15 protein-coding genes and 1 riboswitch are annotated in these 18356 nt (G+C 70.5%); of the genes, 9 read left to right on the forward strand and 6 right to left on the reverse strand.

What is annotated here, in order from left to right:
- The first annotated feature begins 12 nt into the window (after nucleotides 1-12).
- From ACIA5G_RS15860 to ACIA5G_RS15885, 6 genes are all read left to right on the forward strand, one after another.
- On the forward strand, nucleotides 13-1086 hold the full coding sequence (locus ACIA5G_RS15860) for a ribonucleotide-diphosphate reductase subunit beta (RefSeq protein ID WP_395923640.1): 1074 nt from the start codon (nucleotides 13-15) through the stop codon (nucleotides 1084-1086).
- A gap of 90 nt (nucleotides 1087-1176) precedes the next feature.
- Nucleotides 1177-2085 carry an alpha/beta hydrolase gene (locus ACIA5G_RS15865; RefSeq protein WP_395923641.1) on the forward strand — a complete coding sequence of 303 codons (909 nt, stop codon included), beginning with the start codon at nucleotides 1177-1179 and terminating at the stop codon, nucleotides 2083-2085.
- Between the two features lie 3 nt (nucleotides 2086-2088).
- A riboswitch (cobalamin riboswitch) is annotated at nucleotides 2089-2293 on the forward strand.
- A gap of 97 nt (nucleotides 2294-2390) precedes the next feature.
- Nucleotides 2391-4631, forward strand: a complete 2241-nt coding sequence (metE, locus tag ACIA5G_RS15870; RefSeq protein ID WP_395923642.1) for a 5-methyltetrahydropteroyltriglutamate--homocysteine S-methyltransferase — start codon at nucleotides 2391-2393, stop codon at nucleotides 4629-4631.
- 138 nt (nucleotides 4632-4769) lie between these two features.
- The gene (locus ACIA5G_RS15875; RefSeq protein ID WP_395923643.1) at nucleotides 4770-6230 is read left to right on the forward strand and encodes a cytochrome P450; all 1461 of its coding nucleotides are present in this window, start codon (nucleotides 4770-4772) and stop codon (nucleotides 6228-6230) included.
- 237 nt (nucleotides 6231-6467) lie between these two features.
- Nucleotides 6468-8285: a putative bifunctional diguanylate cyclase/phosphodiesterase gene (locus ACIA5G_RS15880; protein WP_395924899.1), complete on the forward strand. Its 1818-nt coding sequence runs from the start codon at nucleotides 6468-6470 to the stop codon at nucleotides 8283-8285.
- A gap of 121 nt (nucleotides 8286-8406) precedes the next feature.
- The gene (locus ACIA5G_RS15885) at nucleotides 8407-8868 is read left to right on the forward strand and encodes a peroxiredoxin (RefSeq protein ID WP_395923644.1); all 462 of its coding nucleotides are present in this window, start codon (nucleotides 8407-8409) and stop codon (nucleotides 8866-8868) included.
- Here the strand turns inward: ACIA5G_RS15885 and ACIA5G_RS15890 are convergent.
- From ACIA5G_RS15890 to ACIA5G_RS15905, 4 genes are all read right to left on the reverse strand, one after another.
- A complete protein-coding gene (locus ACIA5G_RS15890) occupies nucleotides 8865-9437 on the reverse strand; it encodes a GNAT family N-acetyltransferase (protein WP_395923645.1) in 573 nt (190 codons plus the stop codon). The two genes, ACIA5G_RS15885 and ACIA5G_RS15890, sit on opposite strands and share 4 nt — an antisense overlap.
- Complete coding sequence (locus ACIA5G_RS15895; RefSeq protein WP_395923646.1) at nucleotides 9437-10639, reverse strand: LCP family protein; 1203 nt, start codon at nucleotides 10637-10639, stop codon at nucleotides 9437-9439. The genes ACIA5G_RS15890 and ACIA5G_RS15895 overlap by 1 nt, the downstream gene beginning before the upstream one ends.
- 103 nt (nucleotides 10640-10742) lie before the next feature.
- Complete coding sequence (locus ACIA5G_RS15900) at nucleotides 10743-11996, reverse strand: class I SAM-dependent methyltransferase (protein ID WP_395923647.1); 1254 nt, start codon at nucleotides 11994-11996, stop codon at nucleotides 10743-10745.
- A gap of 89 nt (nucleotides 11997-12085) precedes the next feature.
- A complete protein-coding gene (locus ACIA5G_RS15905; protein WP_395923648.1) occupies nucleotides 12086-12778 on the reverse strand; it encodes an alpha/beta hydrolase in 693 nt (230 codons plus the stop codon).
- Between the two features lie 131 nt (nucleotides 12779-12909).
- Here ACIA5G_RS15905 and ACIA5G_RS15910 point away from each other — a divergent pair, with 131 nt between their 5' ends.
- A complete protein-coding gene (locus ACIA5G_RS15910; RefSeq protein ID WP_395923649.1) occupies nucleotides 12910-13638 on the forward strand; it encodes an SIS domain-containing protein in 729 nt (242 codons plus the stop codon).
- A 112-nt stretch (nucleotides 13639-13750) separates the two neighbouring features.
- Nucleotides 13751-14911 carry a serine hydrolase domain-containing protein gene (locus ACIA5G_RS15915; protein WP_395923650.1) on the forward strand — a complete coding sequence of 387 codons (1161 nt, stop codon included), beginning with the start codon at nucleotides 13751-13753 and terminating at the stop codon, nucleotides 14909-14911.
- 104 nt (nucleotides 14912-15015) lie between these two features.
- Here the strand turns inward: ACIA5G_RS15915 and ACIA5G_RS15920 are convergent, their stop codons facing one another.
- Nucleotides 15016-16887, reverse strand: coding sequence for an ABC transporter ATP-binding protein (locus ACIA5G_RS15920; protein ID WP_395923651.1), 1872 nt, complete (start codon nucleotides 16885-16887; stop codon nucleotides 15016-15018).
- Nucleotides 16888-16984: 97 nt separating this feature from the next.
- Nucleotides 16985-17422: a MarR family winged helix-turn-helix transcriptional regulator gene (locus ACIA5G_RS15925; protein WP_395923652.1), complete on the reverse strand. Its 438-nt coding sequence runs from the start codon at nucleotides 17420-17422 to the stop codon at nucleotides 16985-16987.
- Nucleotides 17423-17494: 72 nt separating this feature from the next.
- On the opposite strand from ACIA5G_RS15925, the gene ACIA5G_RS15930 reads away from it, so the two are divergent.
- A complete protein-coding gene (locus tag ACIA5G_RS15930; protein ID WP_395923653.1) occupies nucleotides 17495-18349 on the forward strand; it encodes an LLM class flavin-dependent oxidoreductase in 855 nt (284 codons plus the stop codon).
- The last annotated feature ends 7 nt before the right edge of the window (nucleotides 18350-18356 follow it).

Raw genomic sequence — 18356 nt, forward strand, 5'->3', positions numbered from 1 at the left:
GAACCCTGGAACATGACCAACGTGGAGACGACCGACGCCACCGGCCTCGGCGAGATCGAGGTCGGGGCCGCCCGGATCAACGTCGACGACAAGCGCATGATCAACGCGCGCGCCGACGTCAACCAGCTGCTGCCGATGAAGTACACCTGGGCGTGGGAGAAGTACCTCGCCGGCTGCAACAACCACTGGATGCCGACCGAGGTCGCCATGCAGGCCGACATCGCGCTGTGGAAGTCGAAGGACGGCCTCACCGAGGACGAGCGGCAGATGCTCAAGCGCAACCTGGGCTTCTTCGCGACCGCGGAGTCCTTGGTGGCCAACAACATCGTGCTCGCGGTGTACCGGCAGATCACCAACCCCGAGTGCCGCCAGTACCTGCTGCGCCAGGCGTTCGAGGAGGCCGTGCACACGCACACCTTCCAGTACATCTGCGAGAGCCTCGGCCTGGTCGAGGGCGAGCTGTTCAACATGTACCGCGAGGTCCCGTCCATTTCGGACAAGGACGCGTGGGCGCTGAAGTACACGCAGCACCTGGAGGACCCGGACTTCGAGACCGGGACGCCGGAGGCCGACACGGCGTTCCTGCGTGACCTCGTCGCGTTCTACGTGATCTTCGAAGGCATGTGGTTCTACACCGGCTTCGCGCAGATCCTGTCGCTGGGCCGCCGGAACAAGATGGTCGGCATCGCCGAGCAGTACCAGTACATCCTGCGCGACGAGTCGATCCACCTGAACTTCGGCATCGACTGCATCAACCAGATCAAGATCGAGAACCCGCACCTGTGGACCGAGGAGTTCCAGGCCGAGGTGCGCGGGATGCTGAAGGACGCGTGCGAGCTGGAGGTCGCGTACGCACGCGACACGATGCCGCGCGGCATGCTCGGCCTGTCGGCGCAGCTGTGCGAGCAGTACATGCACTTCATCACCGACCGGCGCGCGCAGCAGATCGGCCTCCAGCCGATCTTCGGCGAGACCGAGAACCCGTTCCCGTGGATGTCCGAGGCGATGGACCTGAAGAAGGAGAAGAACTTCTTCGAGACCCGCGTCATCGAGTACCAGTCGGGCGGCGCGCTCGACTGGGACTGATCTCCCCTCCGGGTTCCTGCCTGGGAAGAATCCTTCCCAGGCAGGAACCCGCGGCTTTTGCCGGTCACCTCGCCGGTCGATGGTGGAGCCATGACCACCACCGTCACCTTCACCAGCGCCGGCCTCGACATCGCCGCGCACCTCTACGTTCCCGACAATGCCGACGGCCGGGCCCTCGTCGTCGGTCACCCCGGGACCGGGGTCAAAGAACAGACCTCCGGGACCTACGCGCGGCTGCTGGCCGAGCAGGGCTTCGTGACCCTCGCCTTCGACGCCGCCTACCAGGGCGAGTCCGGCGGGCTGCCGCGCGGCCTGGAGGATCCGGCTCAACGCATCGAAGACTTCAAGGCCGCCGTCTCCTTCCTCACGACCCGGCCCGAGGTCGACACCGGCCGGATCGGGCTGCTGGGCATCTGCGCCTCCGGTGGCTACTCGCTCGCCGCCACCGGTGGTGACCACCGGGTCAAGGCCGTCGCGACCGTGTGCACCGCCGAACCCGCCCGCCAGTTCCGCTACGGCGCCGACGGCACCCAGGACCCGTCCGTCTTCCAGGGCCTGCTCGACGCGGCCGCGCAGGCCCGCACGACCGCCGCGCGCGGCGAAGACCCCGGGGTGCTGACCATGTTCCCCGAGACCGCCGAACAGGCCGGCGCCCTCGGTGGTGAGCACGGCATCGAGGGCTGGGAGTACTACTGCGGCGCCCGCGGGTACCACGAGCGCTCGGCGAAGTTCCTCACCTGGGACAGCGTCGACAAGATGGCCTCCAGCGACGTCTTCCACGCCGTCCCGCTGATCGGCCCGCGCCCGATCCTGCAGATCCTCGGCGAGCGCGCCGTCACCGCCTGGATGGGCCTGGAAGCCCACCGGCGCGCCACCGGCCCCGCGGAGATCCACTGGATCAAGGGCGCGAGCCACGTGGACCTCTACGACAAGCGCGAGTACATCGACCAGGCTGTCGGCAAGCTCACCGATTTCTTCACCGTCAACCTGGACAAGTGACCTAGACTCGGGCTCGCCACAGGTTCCCCGGGGTTCGCTCCGGGGAGGCAAGAGGGAACCCGGTGCGAATCCGGGACTGCCCCGCAGCGGTGAGTGGGAACGAAAGCCGTCAAGAAGCACTGAGCGACACAGCTTGGGAAGCGACGGCCGGTAGGAGTGCGCAGTGCGCCCACGAGTCCGAAGACCTGCCCGTGGTGCGTGCGCCGACGGCGTGCGCGAGTCCGGGCCTCGCGGGATGGGCACGACCGAAACGCTCGCCTTCGCGCGCGTCCGGACTCTTCGGACTAGCTCGCGAGGAGAGAGCTGTGACCATCGGCACCACTGTGCTCGGCTACCCCCGGATCGGCCCGGACCGGGAGCTCAAGCGCGCCCTGGAACGCTACTGGGCGGGCAAGATCGACGAGGCCGCGCTGCTGGCCGTCGGCCGGGAACTGCGTCAGCGGACCTGGCTCGACCTGCGGGAAGCCGGCCTGGATTCCATTCCGTCCAACACGTTCTCGCACTACGACCACGTGCTCGATACGGCCGAGCTGTTCGGCGCGCTGCCCGCACGGCCGGGTCTTTCGCCGCTCGACACGTACTTCGCCGCGGCGCGAGGCGTCCAGGACGCGCCGGCGCTCGAGATGACGAAGTGGTTCGACACCAACTACCACTACCTCGTCCCGGAACTGGGCCCGGACACCGAGTTCACGCTCGCCGGGACCAAGCCCCTCGACGAGTACCGGGAGGCCCGCGCGCTCGGCATCGAGACGCGGCCGGTGCTCGTCGGGCCGGTGACGTTCCTGCTGCTGAGCAAGGGTGTCGACGGGTTCCGTCCGTTGGACCTGCTCGACACCCTGCTCCCCCGCTACGCCGATCTGCTGGCTCGGCTGCACGACGAAGGTGTCGAGTGGGTGCAGCTCGACGAGCCCGCGTTCGCCGCCGACCGCACCGAGGCCGAGCTGAACGCGCTGATCCGCGCGTACCACTGGCTCGGCAAGGCGACGGCCCGGCCGAAGCTGCTGGTCGCCGGGTACTTCGGCGGGCTGGGCCGCGGGCTCGGGGTGCTGGCGCGCTCCCCGATCGACGCGCTGGCCGTCGACCTGGTCACCGATGCGTCCTTTGTGGACGCCGTCGCGGCCGAGCCGGCGTTGCGGGACAAGGAGGTGCTGGCCGGGGTGGTCGACGGGCGCAACGTCTGGCGGACCGACCCGCAGCGCGCGCTGAGCCGGGCCGCGACCCTGCTCGGCGTCGCGAAGTCCGTCAGCGTCTCGACGTCGTGCTCGCTGCTGCACGTGCCCTACGACGTCTCTCGGGAGGACCTGCACCCGCGACTGAAGAGCTGGCTGGCCTTCGCGCGGCAGAAGGTCGACGAGGTTGTCCTGCTCGGCCGGGCGCTGCGTGGTAAGCCCGCCGACCTGACGGCCGCACGCGCCGCCGTCGCGGACCGGGCCGCCGCGGCCGAGCTCGCCGACGACCAGGTCCGGGCCCGGCTGGCGGCGCTGGAGCACGTCTCGCGGGCGCCGTACGCGCAGCGGGCGGCGGCGCAGCAGGCCGCGCTCGATCTCCCACCGCTGCCGACCACGACGATCGGCTCGTTCCCGCAGACCCTGGACGTCCGTCGCGCGCGGGCCGCGCACCGCGCCGGGACGCTCGACGACAAGGGTTACGACGACGCGATGCGGGCCGAGGTCGAGCGGGTCGTCCGGCTGCAGGAGGACCTCGGCCTCGACGTGCTGGTGCACGGCGAGCCGGAGCGCAACGACATGGTGCAGTACTTCGCCGAGCAGCTGAGCGGGTTCGCCGCGACCGCGCACGGCTGGGTGCAGTCGTACGGCTCCCGCTGCGTCCGTCCGCCGATCCTCTACGGCGACGTCTCGCGGCCGGCGCCGATGACCGTGGCGTGGGCGCGGTACGCCCAGAGCCTGACGGCCAAGCCGGTCAAGGGGATGCTCACCGGGCCGGTGACGATCCTCGCTTGGTCGTTCGTCCGCGACGACCAGCCCCTCGGCGACACCGCGCAGCAGGTGGCCCTGGCGATCCGCGACGAGGTGCACGACCTGGAGGCGGCCGGCATCCGGATCGTCCAGGTCGACGAGCCGGCGCTGCGGGAGCTGCTGCCGCTGCGGGCTCGTGCCCACGAGGCGTACTTCGGCTGGGCGGTGTCGTCGTTCCGGCTGGCGACGTCCGGGATCGCCGACACGACGCAGATCCACACGCACATGTGCTACTCGGAGTTCGGCGAGGTGCTGCCGGCGATCGACGCGCTCGACGCCGACGTCACCAGCATCGAGGCGGCCCGCTCGAAGATGGAGGTGCTCACCGACCTCAACGCCGGCGGCTTCGGCCGCGGTGTCGGGCCCGGGGTGTACGACATCCATTCGCCGCGCGTGCCTTCCCCGGCCGAAGTGGCCGGGCTGCTGCGGACGGCGGTCGGCGCGGTGCCGGCTTCGCGGGTGTGGGTCAACCCGGACTGCGGCCTGAAGACGCGGGGTTACGCGGAGGTCGAACCGGCGCTGCGGAACCTGGTCGCGGCGGCCCGGGAGGTGCGTTCCGAGCTGGGCTAAAGCCGTGAAGGACTCCTTACCGGCATCTCGAGCCGGTAAGGAGTCCTTCACGGACCACCCGAAAAGAGGGCAGCCGAGGTGTTGTCAGGTCGTCAACAAGGGTGCATCGTAGGAGGGGTAACCGATCTCGACGGGGAGATGGTCACCTTGACGAGCACTGTGGGCCGGGCCGCCGAAACCCTGCGCGAACGCGTGCCACCGCTGACCTCGCTCCCCCTCCCCCGCGGTGTCGACCAGCGCTGGCTGCAGTCACGCTGGCCGGTCAAGGAGCTGGCGACGCCGCCCGCGGGCAGTGGCCTCAAGCCCGTGCTGGGTGACGAAGGCCCGCCGGTGGTCGGGCACATGCTCGAGATGATGCGCTTCGGCCCCGCGTTCGGCCTGCGCCGCTACGAGCTCTACGGGCCCGTGTCGTGGACCGGCGGCTTCGGCCGGCGGATCGTCGCGCTGTCCGGGCCGGAGGCGACGCAGATCGCGCTCGTCAACAAGGACAAGGCGTTCTCGCAGGAGGGCTGGAAGTTCTTCATCGAGAAGTTCTTCGAGCGCGGCCTGATGCTGATGGACTTCGGCGAACACCACCTGCACCGCCGGATCATGCAGGAGGCCTTCACCCGGCAGCGGCTCATCGGCTACGTCAACGAGATGGGCCCGGCCCTGCGCGAAGGCGTTGCGGCCTGGGGCACGAGTGAGCGCCCGCGGCTGTACTGGTCGCTCAAGCAGCTGACCCTCGACGTCGCCACGCGCGTGTTCATGGGCATGCGCAGCGGCGCCGACGCGCACCGGATCAACCGCGCGTTCGTCAGCTCCGTGCGGGCCGGCACCGCGCTCGTGCGCGTCCCGGTGCCCGGCGGGCGCTGGTCGGCCGGACTGCACGGGCGGAAGGTCCTGGAGCGCTACTTCGGCGAAACCCTGCCCGCCAAGCGGAAGTCCGACGGCGACGACCTGTTCTCCGCGCTCTGCCACGCCACCACCGAAGACGGCGACCGGTTCTCCGACACCGACATCGTCAACCACATGATCTTCCTGATGATGGCCGCGCACGACACGACGACCATCACCAGCAGCGCGATGGCCTACTACCTCGCCAAGCACCCGGAGTGGCAGGAGCGGGCGCGCGAGGAGTCGCTCGCACTGGGTGACGACGTGCTCGACATCGACGCCGTCGACCGGCTCGAGACGCTCGACCTCGTGATGAAGGAGGCGCTGCGGCTCGTGGCGCCGGTGCCGTCGCTGACCCGCCAGACCGTCAAGGACACCGAGGTCCTGGGCCACTACATCCCCGCCGGCACCCTGTGCGGCGTCTCGCCGACGGTGAACCACTTCTCGCCCGAGTGCTGGACGAACCCCTTCGCATTCGACCCCGAGCGCTTCGCCGAGCCGCGCCGGGAGGACAAGTCGCACCGGATGGCGTGGATGCCGTTCGGCGGCGGCGCGCACAAGTGCATCGGGCTCCACTTCGGCGGGCTCGAGGTGAAGTTGCTGATGCACGAAATGCTGCGCGCCTACCGCTGGTCGGTTCCGGAGAGTTACACGGCGAAGTGGGATTACGTGTCCTTGCCGGTGCCCGCCGACGGTCTCCCGGTGCGGTTGACCCCTCGCTGACCCGGGTGCCGTCCACCACTGCATACACGGTGTGACAAAAAGTTACCGCATGTGGAGATTCGTTCACTCGTTCAGCCGGTAGACACCCCGTTACGCGCATGATGGCGTGGCATCGTTCGCGGCTGAGGGGTGCCTAGTGTGGCTTCATGATCCCCGACACCGTGTCTGAACTGGGCTGACCTGTGCGTGAAGAGGTGGAGTGTGCCTGAGCTCGGTGCCGCGCCGGGATTGCTGGACGTGGCGCGCAGGTGGGCGGCGACCCTGGCCGACACCAAAGGAGTAACACTTCCCCCGGAGGAGCTCGAACCGCTCCTCCTGGAGATCGCGCACGACGCGGTCGGCCACGTCGTGCCCGGGCAGGACGGCGCGCTGCACCGGTTCACCGCGCTCTACGCGGCGTCGCCGATGGGGATCGCGCTGGCCGACCCGGACGGCGAAGTCGTCGAGGCCAACCTCGCGCTGGGCCAGTTGCTCGGCTGCTCGCCGGACGAGCTGCGGGGCCGGCACCTCACGGACTTCGGCTCGACCGACCACGACGTCTCGCGGCTCAAGGCCGGGCTCGAGCAGGTGCGTTCCGGGCGGGAGCGGTACCAGGAGCGGATGCTGCTCGACCACACCGAGGACGGGCAGCTCTGGACCGACGTCACCCTCGCCCGGCTGCCCGGCGACCGGCCGGGCTCGATCTACCCGGTGCTGATGGTCTCCGACGCGAACGAGCTGCACCTGCTGCAGGAACGGCTGCTGCACCAGAACGTGCACGACCCGCTGACCGGGCTGCCGAACGCGTCGTCGTTCACGACGAAGCTCGAAGCCGCGCTCGGCGCCGGCGCGCGGGACGACATCGCGCTGATCTACCTCGACGTCGACGGCTTCAAGGTGATCAACGACGGGCTCGGCGCCGGCGTCGGCGACCAGGTGCTGCGGGGGATCGCGAGCAAGCTGACGGCCGTGTTCACCGGCCACCACGACGGGTTCGTCGCGCGGCTGTCCGGCGACGGCTTCGCGATCCTGCTGCGGGGCGAGCTCAGCGCCACCGAGGTCGTCGAGCTCGTCGAACGGGCCCTGGAGGACCTCAACGAGCCGATCTACCTCGGCGGGCACGGCATCGGCGTCAGCGCGAGCGCGGGCATCGTGGTGCGGGCCGCCGTCGAAGGCGGGGCCGCCGAGCTGCTGCGGGCCGCGGAGATCGCGCTGCACCGGGCCAAGGAGGCCGGCAAGGCGCAGTGGATGCTGTTCGACCCGGAGCTGGACGCCCGCGACCGCGGCCGGTACCAGCTGGGCGCGGTGATCGCCGGCGCGCTGGAGAACGGCGAGTTCTCGCTCGTCTACCAGCCGACGGTGAAGCTCGCGCACACCGACGAGCTCGCCGCGGTCAACGCCGGCCTGCGGTGGAACCACCCGGACAAGGGCGAGCTCGACTCCGACGAGTTCTACCCGCTGGCCCAGACCACCGGCATGACGGTGCCGCTGGGCCGCTGGCTGCTCGCCGAGTCCCTGGCCGCGACCGCCCGCTGGCGGGAGCGTTTCGGTGACGCCGCCCCGGACGTCTGCGTCCGGCTGCCCGCGCGGCTGGCCATCGACCCGGACCTGGTGCTGCTGGTCAAGGAGCAGCTGGACAGGCACGAGCTGCCGCCCAGGGCGCTGCGCCTGTGCACGGACCGCGATTCGGTGCTCGACCCGTCCGGCGAAGTCCTGGAGTCGTTCACGGTGCTCGCCGACCTGGGCACGCAGCTGGTCCTGACGATCTCGGGGTCGGCGGACCTGGAGCTCATCCCGCTGCACGGGCTGCCGGTCCGGCACGTGATCCTGTCGGGCCCGGTGGTCGACGCACTGGACACCGACGAGCCGGCCGAGACCGACCTGCGGCACCTGACCCAGCTGATCACCCGGGCCCGCGAGCTGAAGCTGCGCGTCGGCGCGGAGGGCGTCCGCACGCACGAGCAGGCCGCCCGGCTGCGTCAGCTGGGCGTACTGGCGGCGCGAGGCCCGTTCGTGAGCGCCTCGGCCACCGGCGACGAGGTCGACGAGCTGATCGCGGGCCACCCCGACGAGTAGGCGCGGGGCCCGGGCCGGTGGCGACGGCTCAGCTCTCTGGGCAAGCCGGGACCAAGCCGGCGGCGCGACGGCTCCGAAGACCCGGCAAGATGGGTTCTGCCGCCGACGAGAAGGGACGTCCATGGACGCCGGAGACCTCGCCCCCGATTTCACGCTGCCCGACGACCAGGGCCGCGAGCGCACGCTCTCGGACTTCCTGGCCACCGGACCGGTGGTGCTGTTCTTCTACCCCGCCGCGATGACCGGCGGCTGCACGGCGGAGAGCTGCCACTTCCGCGACCTCGCCGCGGAGTTCGCCGAGGTCGGCGCGCACCGCATCGGGATCAGCCCGGACGGTGTCACCAAGCAGCGCCAGTTCTCCGAGGCCAACAACTTCGACTACCCGCTGCTGTCCGATGTGGAGGGTGAGGTCGCCAAGCAGTTCGGCGTCTGGCGCAAGCTCCTGCCCCTGCACGCGAAGCGCGCCACCTTCGTGATCGGCGAGGACCGGAAGGTGCTCGAGAAGATCAAGAGCGAGCTGAACTTCACGGTCCACGCCGACCAGGCGCTGAAGGTCCTTCGGGAGCGGAACAAGGTCGCCTAGGACGCCGTCAGCCGCCACACGTGGTTGACGCCGGTGCACGCCGGCGCGCGGTCCTCGTCCGCGGTTTCCTTGCGCACCATCGTGAAACCCAGCCGGGCCGGGATCGCGCCGCTGCGGGTGTTCAGCTCGTCGTGCTTGATTTCGACGTAGCCGGCGCCGCGGCGGAACGCGTCCGCCGCCAGCAGGGAAACCGCGCGGCTCACCAGGCCGCGGCCGGTGCTGGCGTGGCCGAGCCAGTAGCCGATCTCGACACCGCCGTCGCGGGTCATCACGCCGATGCCGCCCGCGATCGAGCCGTCGACGCGGATCGCGTAGTCGTACGCCCGGCCCGTCTCCCAGTTTTTGTTGGTGAGCCGCAGGAACGTCGCCGCGTCTTCGTCCGAGTACCCGCCGGTCGCCCAGAACACCCAGTCGGCCAGGTGCGCCCCGGACGCCTCGATCACCGCGCGCAGCGGCGCACCGTCCGCAAAGGTCCAGCGGGTCAGCAAGAACTCGTCGTGGGTGAAGGTCTCAGCCGGGGTTTCCATGCACCTCATGGTGCCCCGGCCGGACCCCGCCCCGCACGCCATTAATTGACGATGACGCTGTCCGGGATCTCCGTGTCGTTCTTCAGCGCGTCGAACAGCTGCTTCGACTTGTTCTTGTCCCAGTTCTCCGCCGACGCGCTGGTGATCGGGACCGTCGTCGTCACGACGCCGCCGGAAGAAATGCCGCGCATCGCGATCGCCAGGCCGACCAGGTTGTGCACGTGGTCACCCGAGTCCATGGTCAGCGCGTCCGGCGCCGAGGACAGCAGCGGGAAGAAGTGGAACGGGTTGAGCACCGTGCCGGGGCTGGCGATCTGGCTGACCAGCGCGCCGATGAACTTGCGCTGGTTGGCGACGCGGTCGAGGTCCGAGCGCGGGGTCGCTTCACTGTGCCGCATCCGGACGAAGCCCAGCGCCGACCGGCCGTCGAGGGACTGGCAGCCCGCCTTGATGCTGATGTTGGTGAAGGTGTCGTTCATGTCCTTGTCGACGCACATGTCGACCCCGCCGATCGCGTCGACGATCTTGGCGAACCCGCCGAAGCCGATCTCCGCGTAGTGGTCGATGTGCAGCCCGGTGGCGCCTTCGACGGTCTGCGCCAGCAGCGACGGCCCGCCGAGCGAGAACGCCGCGTTGATCTTGTTGGTGCCGTGGCCGGGGATCTTCACCTGCGAGTCGCGCGGCAGCGACAGCAGCGTCGGCTTGGTGCTGTTGTCGGGGATGTGCGCGACCATGATCGTGTCGGTGCGCTGCCCACCACCCGCCGCGGCGACGTCACCGGTGGCCAGGCGCTCCTCGTCCTCCGCGGTGAGGCCTTCACGGCTGTCGGAGCCGACGATCAGCCAGTTGGTGCCGGATTCGGCGACCGGGCGGCCGGAGTAGTCGGCCAGCGCGTCGACACGCTTGATGGAGAACTCCAGGTAGACCCAGACGCCGGTGAGGAACACCACGAAGACCAGCAGCAGGGTCATCAGGATCCGGCCGAAGCCCCACCGGCGGCGCCGGCGCGGCGGCCGGGACGGCGGGTAGTCCTCGTCCTGGCGCGGCGGGGGCTGCCGCGGCGGCGGCTGCGGCGGCACGTAGTCCTGCTCACGGTGGCCCATCGGGCGGGTGCGCTCGTCGTACGGGCTCTGGCCGCGCCCGGGCAGCGGCATCATCTGCGCGCGCTGGTGGTCCCGGGGGCGCCCGGCTGGCGGCCGGGGCGGGGGCATCCGGCGTCCGCCGTCGTCGCCACGGTACGTCATCACCCATCACCCAATCCCGATTCGGACAAACCTGTCGTCGTCAGTCAACCGCACGTCCTCGAAAGGAGGACGTGCGGTACCGGGTCGGGGTTGCCGCCGCGGGTTACTTGTCGGTCACCTCGTAGCCGAACTGGTGGACCTTGAGGTAGCCCGAGCGGAACCCGGCCTCGGAATAGGCCAGGTAGAACTCCCACATCCGGCGGAAGACGTCGTCGAACCCGAACCCGGCGATGTCGGTCCAGCGGTGCAGGAACCGTTCGCGCCACAACCGTAACGTGTGCGCGTAGTCCTGGCCGAACTCGCGCATCCCGGCCAGCTTGAGCCGGGTGTTCGCGACCAGGCCGTCCTCGATCGAGCGGACCGACGGGATGATGCCGCCGGGGAAGATGTACTTGTGGATCCAGGTGTAGGCGCGGGACGCCGCCATCATCCGGTCGTGGTCCATCGTGATGGCCTGCAGGCCGAACCGCCCGCCGGGGCGCAGCCGCTCGCCGATGGTCGTGTAGAACGCCGGCCAGTAGGACGCGCCGACGGCCTCGATCATCTCGACGCTGACCACGGCGTCGTACTGCCCGCTCGACTCGCGGTAGTCGCACAGCTTCACCTCGACGCGGTCGGAGAACCCGGCCTTGGCGATGCGCTCGGTGGCCAGCGCGCGCTGTTCCTCCGAAATGGTGAGCGAGGTGACGACGGCGCCGCGCGCGGCGGCGCGGATCGCGAGTTCACCCCATCCGGTACCGATTTCGAGGACTTCGCTGCCCGCGCGGACCCCGGCGTAGTCCAGCACGCTGTCGATCTTGCGGTGCTGGGCGGCGGTGAGGTCGTCGGCCGGGCCGAACAGGGCCGAGGAGTACATCATCGACTCGTCGAGGAAGGCGCCGAACAGGTCGTTGGACAGGTCGTAGTGCCGGTGGATGTTGGCCCGCGCGCCCTCGAGGGAGTTCTCCTCCTGCGGCGGCTGCGTGCGCTCGGCGATCTTCCGGAACTTCTGCAGCACCGGCGGCACCAGGGTGGCCATCCGCTCGGCGAACGGCGTCAGCACCTCGGCCAGGTCGGACGCGGTCCAGTCACCGGCCATGTAGGACTCGCCGAAGCCGATCTTGGCGTCGACTCCGAGGCGGTGGAAAAAGGCGTCCGGCCGCAAAATACGCATTTCGGGCGATTCCGGGCCGCCGGCGCCGAGCACGGTGCCGTCCGGGAACATCACCCGCACGTCGAGCGGGCGGACCGCGCGACGGAAGAGCGAGGCCGCGATCCGCGCCCGCAGCGCGGAGTGCGGCGGGGTGGCCAGGCCCGGCCACCGGGACTCGTCGGGGACGTCCTGGGCCGACGCCCGGTCAACACTCGAGGTGGTCACGGTTCTCCCTCCGGCCGGCCAGATTCGCCGGTGATCCTAATCGCCGCACCCCACGGCGCGCTTCGCAATATGCCCTGTTCGGGGCGCTCTCACACGGGTATTCGCAGCCGCTCGGGCCCCGGAGCGGCCCACGCCTCACGGAGTTCGTCAGCGGCACCCCCGGCGATTGCTTCCAGCGTGAAAGCAATCGTCAGCCGGGTCCACACGGACGACCGCCGCAGCATCGCGTGGCCTTCGTTGGCGATCTCGAACCGGGCGACCCGGGCGGCGATGCGCTCGGCCCGTTCGGCGAAGGCGTGCGACTCCACCGGGCTGGTCATCCGGTCGCGGGTGCCGTGCACCACGAGCAACGAACGCCCGGCCACGGCCTCGACCGGCTCACCCCGCGGGGTCCACGGCGCGAGGGCGCAGATCCCGCGCACGGCCGGGTCGTCGGCGACGCGCAGCGCCACCCGGCCGCCCATCGAGTGGCCGACCAGCACGACCGGCACCCCGGGGTGGTCGGCGTGGATGCGTTCGAGGGCCCAGCGGGCGTCCTGGACCGGGTCCAGCGCGGGGGCGTTCCAGCCGTAGCGCCGGTTGCGCAGCAGCCGCACCTCGACGCCGGCCTTGCGCCCGGCCCGGTGCAGGGCACGCGCGATCGGGACCATCCGCAGGTAGGCCAGCTTCCAGGGCGGCACGCCGCCCGTGCTGTGTTCCGTGCCGCCGTGCAGTACGAGCACGACCGCTTCGGTCCGCCCGCGTGCCGGCCACACGGACACCGCCGGTTCCGCTTCGCCCACCCACGCCTCCCGCTGCCTGAGGACCCTGTTGCCGACGTTCGGATAAACCCCGATCGGCCGTCCGGCTATTCCACCGCGTACCACCATCTTCGCGGTAGATTCGGCGCCCGATCCCCTACGGAAGGGTGGGTGTGGTGAGCGCCACGGACATCTCGGTCAGCGTCGCGAAACAGCTGGCCGACGTCGAGCAGGCCAACGCCGAGGCAGTGCGCGAAGCGGCGGATCTGGTGCTGGGGGTGATCCGGGCCGACGCACTGGTCTATACCGCCGGGGCCGGGCACTCGCTGGCGGCCGTCGCCGAGACGTTCTACCGGGCCGGCGGGCTGGCCTGCGTGTACCCGCTGTACCACCCGGACCTGCTCCCGCTGCACGGCGCGGTGAGCAGCACGAAGACCGAGCGACGCAGCGGCCTGGCCGCCGAGGTGCTGGCCGAGCGCGCGCCGGGGCCGGACGACGTGCTGGTGGTGTTCTCGACGTCCGGGTCGAACCCGTACCCGGTCGAGCTGTGCATCGAGGCGCGCAAGCGCGGGGCGGCGGTCATCGCGATCACGTCGCGGGCGTGTGTGGCGGCGGCGCCGCGGCGGTCGTCGAGCACACTGGTCGAGCAGGGCACCGTGGTGCTGGACTCGCTGGTGATCCCGGGTGACGCGAGCTACCCGCCGGACGCCCCGCGCACCGCGCCGCTGTCCACTGTGGTCAACGCGTTCCTGTGGAACCTGGTGCTCGCGCAGGTCTACGACCGCGGCACCGCCGAGGGCCTCGACGTCCCGCTGTGGCGCAGCTCCAATGTGGAAGGCGGCGACCAGGCGAACGAGGCGCTGCTGGCGAAGTACAGCGTGATCGTGCCACGGCTGAAGTAGCCCTTTCCGTGAAGAAGCACCGGCCGGGCACGGCTTGACGGGCGTGCCCGGCCCCCTTTAGCGTCGACATACCGACTGGTCGGTGTGCTCAACGACGAGCTGAGGAGATCCCATGGACGGTGCCACGGCGACGGTGCAGGGTGAGTGTGCTCCCGGGTTCGAGCCGGTGCGCGAAGCCTTCGAAGCGAACTTCCGCGAGCGCGGCGAGCTGGGCGCGGCGTTCACGGCCATCCGCCACGGCGAGGTCGTCGTGGACCTGTGGGGCGGGTGGTCCGGGCCGGACCGGACGCGTCCTTGGCAGGCGGACACCCTGGCCAACGTCTGGTCGACGACCAAGGGCATGACCGCGCTCTGCGCGCACCGGCTCGCCGACGCCGGCGAACTGGACGTCGACACGCCGGTCGCGAAGTACTGGCCCGAGTTCGCCGCGGCCGGGAAGTCCGAGATCCCGGTGCGGTGGCTGCTTTCGCACCGCTCCGGTGTCAACGGGATCGGCCTCGACCGGCCAGTGCGGGTCGAGGAGCTGTACGACTGGGACCTGATGACGTCACTGCTGGCGGCGCAGGAACCGTTGTGCGAGCCGGGTTCCGCGGGTGGTTACCACGCGCTGGCCTACGGCTGGCTCGTCGGCGAGGTCGTGCGGCGGATCGCCGGGCAGGGCATCCGCGAGTTCTTCGCGGAGCAGGTCGCCGGGCCATTGGGCGCCGACTTCTCGATCGGCCTCGACGAGTCCGTCGACCTCGATCGTTGCGCGACGCTGGTGGACCCGGTGGTGCCGGAGGAGGTGGCGAACGCGCTGGCCGCGGCGTTCGCCGCCGCGGGCCCGGTTGCGCTGGCCGCCTTGACCAACCCGCGCGTCGAAGGCCACGACGCCAACACCCCGGCGTGGCGCCACGCCGTCATGCCGGCACTGAACGGCCACGGCACGGCCCGCGCGATCGCGACGATCTACAGCGCGATCGCCGACGGCACGCTCCTGTCCCCCTCGGCACTGGCCCTGGCCCGGGAAAGCCAGGGCAAGGAGGTCGACGCGGTCCTCGGCCTGCCGAACGAGTGGGGCCTGGGCTTCTACCTCGGCAGCGACGCCCGCGGCTTCGGCCCGAACCCGGCGGCCTTCGGCCACGACGGCCTCGGCGGCTCCACCGGCGCCGCCGACCCCGAGAACGGCATCGCCTTCGGCTACACGCTCAACCAGCTCGGCCCCCTGATCCGCGACGACCCCCGCAAAATGGCCCTGGTCCAGGCGGTCTACCAGTCCCTCCCGAACACGTAACCCCCGTGATCAGAGCCGTGACTCGCGTGATTGGTGCCGTAACTCGCGAGTTACGGCCCCAATCACGCGAGTTCCGGCTTCAATCACGCCAGTTCCGCCTCTGATCACGCGACGGCGGGTTCTTCCTCGGCGAACTGGGTGGCGTGGAGGGTCGCGTAGCGGCCGTTCGCGGCCAGGAGTTCGTCGTGCGTGCCGCGCTCGACGATTTCGCCGTGCTCCAGGACCAGGATCTGGTCCGCGGCTCGGACCGTCGACAGCCGGTGTGCGATGACCAGCGCCGTGCGGCCGGCCAGCGCGTGCGTCAGGGCTTCGCCGACCGCGGCCTCGGACTCGGAGTCCAGGTGCGCGGTCGCCTCGTCGAGCACGACGACCTTGGGCTGCGCCAGCAGGAGCCGCGCGATGGTCAGCCGCTGACGCTCACCGCCGGAGAGCCGGTAGCCGCGCTCCCCCACCGTCGTGTCGAGGCCGTCGGGCAGCGAGTGCGCCAGTTCGCCGAGCCGCGCGCGTTCCAGCGCCGCCCAGATCTCGTCGTCGGTGACGCCGGGACGCGCATACGCGAGGTTCGCGCGGATCGTGTCGTGGAACAGGTGCCCGTCCTGCGTGACGACCCCGACGGTTTCCCGCAGCGAAGCGAAACTCAGGTCCCGAACGTCCACATCGGACAGCCGGACCGACCCGGAATCGACGTCGTAGAGCCGTGGCAGCAGCGACGCGATCGTCGACTTCCCCGCCCCCGACGACCCGACCAGCGCGACCATCTGCCCCGGCTCGGCGCGGAACGAGATCCCGTGCAGCACTTCTTCGCCGCCGCGGTGGTCGAGCGTCGCGACGTCTTCCAGCGACGCCAGTGAATACCGGTCCGCCGCCGGATAACCGAAGCGGACGTCGGAGAATTCGACGGACACACCGGAGGACGGCGGCAGGGTACGCGCTGAAGGCTTCTCCTCGATCATCGGCTTCAGGTCGAGGACCTCGAAGACCCGCTCGAACGACACCAGCGCGGTCATCACGTCGACGCGCACGTTGGCCAGCGCGGTCAGCGGCGCGTAGAGCCGGGTCAGCAGCAGTGCCAGCGCGACGACGGTGCCCGGCGCGAGCTTGCCGGTCAGCGCGAGGTAACCGCCGAGACCGTAGACGAGCGCCTGCGCCAACGCCGAAACCAGCGTCAGGCTCGTCATGAACCAGCGGGTCAGCATCGCGGTCCGGATGCCGATGTCACGCACGCGCCCAGCACGCTCACCGAAGTCCGCGACCTCCTGCACCGGCCGGCCGAAGAGCTTGACCAGCGTGGCGCCGGGCGCGGAGAACCGCTCGGTCATCTGCGTGGTCATCCCGGCGTTCAGGTTCGCGGCTTCCCGCTGCAGCCCGGCCATCCGGCGGCCGAGCCGGCGCGCGGGCAGCACGAAGATCGGGAGCAGCACCAGCGCGAGCAGGGTGACCTGCCAGGACAGCGTCAGCATGACGGCCAGCGACAGCGCCAGCTGGATCACGTTGGTGACCAGGCCGGACAGCGTCGCGGTGAACGTCCGCTGCGCGCCGATCACGTCGTTGTTCAGCCGGGAGACCAGCGCGCCGGTGCGGGTCCGGGTGAAGAACGCGATCGGCATCCGCTGCACGTGCTCGAACACCGCGCGCCGCAGGTCGTAGATGATGCCTTCGCCGATGCGCGCGGACTGCCAGCGCTCGACGAGCCCGAGCCCGGCGTCGGCGATCGCCAGCCCGGCGATCACGACGGCCAGCCAGACGACGACCGGCAGGTCGTGCCCACCGACGATGGCGTCGACCACCTTGCCGGCCAGCACCGGCGTCGACACGGCCAGGACCGCCGAGATGACGGTCAGCACGAGGAAGGCCACCAGCCGCCGCCAGTGCGGCCGGGCGAAGCGGGCGACGCGCTTGAACGTGCCGCGGCTCAGCCCCTTCGGCACGTCGTTGGCGCGCATCGCCGAACTCAGCAGCGCCCAGGTGTTGTCCACGGGAGACCCCCAGTTCCAAAACCTCTATGTTAATTGAGGTTTTCTTCGGATATGACCTGGACAACGCGGTCGTCGTCCGATTGCTTCCCGGCCGTGTTCACTCGCCGCGAACAACCCGGTGCAGCGCGGCGCGCAGCCGGTCCGCATCATCCCCGAGAGGCGCCAGCAGGAGCGCCTCGGCCTCGCGTGTCGCCGCTTCACCGGCGTGACGGACCCGCTCCCCCTCGCCGGTCAGCCGCACCAGCCGCTTGCGGCGATCGCCGGGCGCGACCTCGCGCCGGACCAGGCCCTTGACCTCCAGCTCGTCGACCAGCGCGACCATCGTCGTCCGGTCGATGCCGAGGCGCGCCGCACCGTCCTGCTGCGACTGCGCCGGCCCGTCACCGAACAGCGTGAGCAGCGCCAGCTGCCGCCCGGTGACGCCGAGCGGCTCGTACAGCGGCTCGGCCAGCTCCCCGAGCCGCGCCCGGGCGTGCTTCAGCAGGTACCCGAGCCGGCGGGTGACGGCGGGCGGCGCACCGAGATCGCTGGACATGCGAGAACTCTACACTTAGGCTGATCGTCAGTTTTACTGATGATTTGCGTGACTGACAATCAGGAGTACTTCATGACGACCATCGGGATCAAGCCACCCCAGCAGCACATCGGAATCACGGCCCTCCGCGAGATCTGGGCGATCGCCGACGACGCCGGCTTCGACGGCTGCTGGGTGTTCGACCACCTCGCGCCGATGGGCCCGGACCGCACCGGTGACGTCTTCGACGGCTGGAGCCTGCTCGCCGCGATGGCCGAGGCGACAAAGCGGGTACGCATCGGATGTCTGGTCTCCGGCAACACCAACCGCCACCCGGGCACGTTCGCGAAGATCACCGCGACCGTCGATCACCTCTCCGGCGGCCGGCTCGACGTCGGCCTCGGCGCGGGCGGCGACACGCACACCGACACGATGCTGGGCACGCCGACGCCGGCACCGGTCGAACGTGTCGAAAGACTGGCCGAGACCTGCGAAATCCTCCGTCTGCTGTGGACCCGGCCGAGCACGGACTTCCGCGGCCGCCACTACACGCTGACCGGCGCGATCAGTGACCCGAAGCCGCTGCAACAACCGAAACCGCCGCTGTGGCTGGGCAGCAGCGGCGAAAAGCGCGGCCTGCGCGTGGTCGCCGAGCACGCCGACGTCTGGCTCAACGCGGCCCTGCCGGGGACGGAAACCGCCGAGCTGCAACGGCTTTCCGCCGTGCTCGACACGCACTGCGCGACGGTGGGCCGCGATCCGGCGGCGATCCGCCGGGCGGTGCAGTTCCGGCTGCCGTCCGATGCGGACAGTGCCCTGCGCCTCGCGCAGAGCTACGTCGACGCCGGGTTCACCGAGCTCGTCCTGATGCCGGCGGGCCACGACGACGTTGTCAGCGCCTCGGAAGCGGCCGCGAAGCTGCTCCCCCGCCTGCGAGACGTCGGCTGAACCGGGC

The sequence above is a fragment of the Amycolatopsis sp. NPDC051758 genome (assembly GCF_044453095.1).
In the GTDB taxonomy this organism is placed as follows: domain Bacteria; phylum Actinomycetota; class Actinomycetes; order Mycobacteriales; family Pseudonocardiaceae; genus Amycolatopsis.

Coding starts and splice junctions, on each gene's coding strand:
- ACIA5G_RS15860 (WP_395923640.1), top strand. CDS start 13: ATGACCAACGTGGAGACGACCGACGCCACCGGCCTCGGCGAGATCGAG.
- ACIA5G_RS15865 (WP_395923641.1), top strand. CDS start 1,177: ATGACCACCACCGTCACCTTCACCAGCGCCGGCCTCGACATCGCCGCG.
- ACIA5G_RS15875 (WP_395923643.1), top strand. CDS start 4,770: ATGGTCACCTTGACGAGCACTGTGGGCCGGGCCGCCGAAACCCTGCGC.
- ACIA5G_RS15885 (WP_395923644.1), top strand. CDS start 8,407: ATGGACGCCGGAGACCTCGCCCCCGATTTCACGCTGCCCGACGACCAG.
- ACIA5G_RS15890 (WP_395923645.1), bottom strand. CDS start 9,437: ATGGCGTGCGGGGCGGGGTCCGGCCGGGGCACCATGAGGTGCATGGAA.
- ACIA5G_RS15895 (WP_395923646.1), bottom strand. CDS start 10,639: ATGACGTACCGTGGCGACGACGGCGGACGCCGGATGCCCCCGCCCCGG.
- ACIA5G_RS15915 (WP_395923650.1), top strand. CDS start 13,751: ATGGACGGTGCCACGGCGACGGTGCAGGGTGAGTGTGCTCCCGGGTTC.
- ACIA5G_RS15925 (WP_395923652.1), bottom strand. CDS start 17,422: ATGTCCAGCGATCTCGGTGCGCCGCCCGCCGTCACCCGCCGGCTCGGG.
- ACIA5G_RS15930 (WP_395923653.1), top strand. CDS start 17,495: ATGACGACCATCGGGATCAAGCCACCCCAGCAGCACATCGGAATCACG.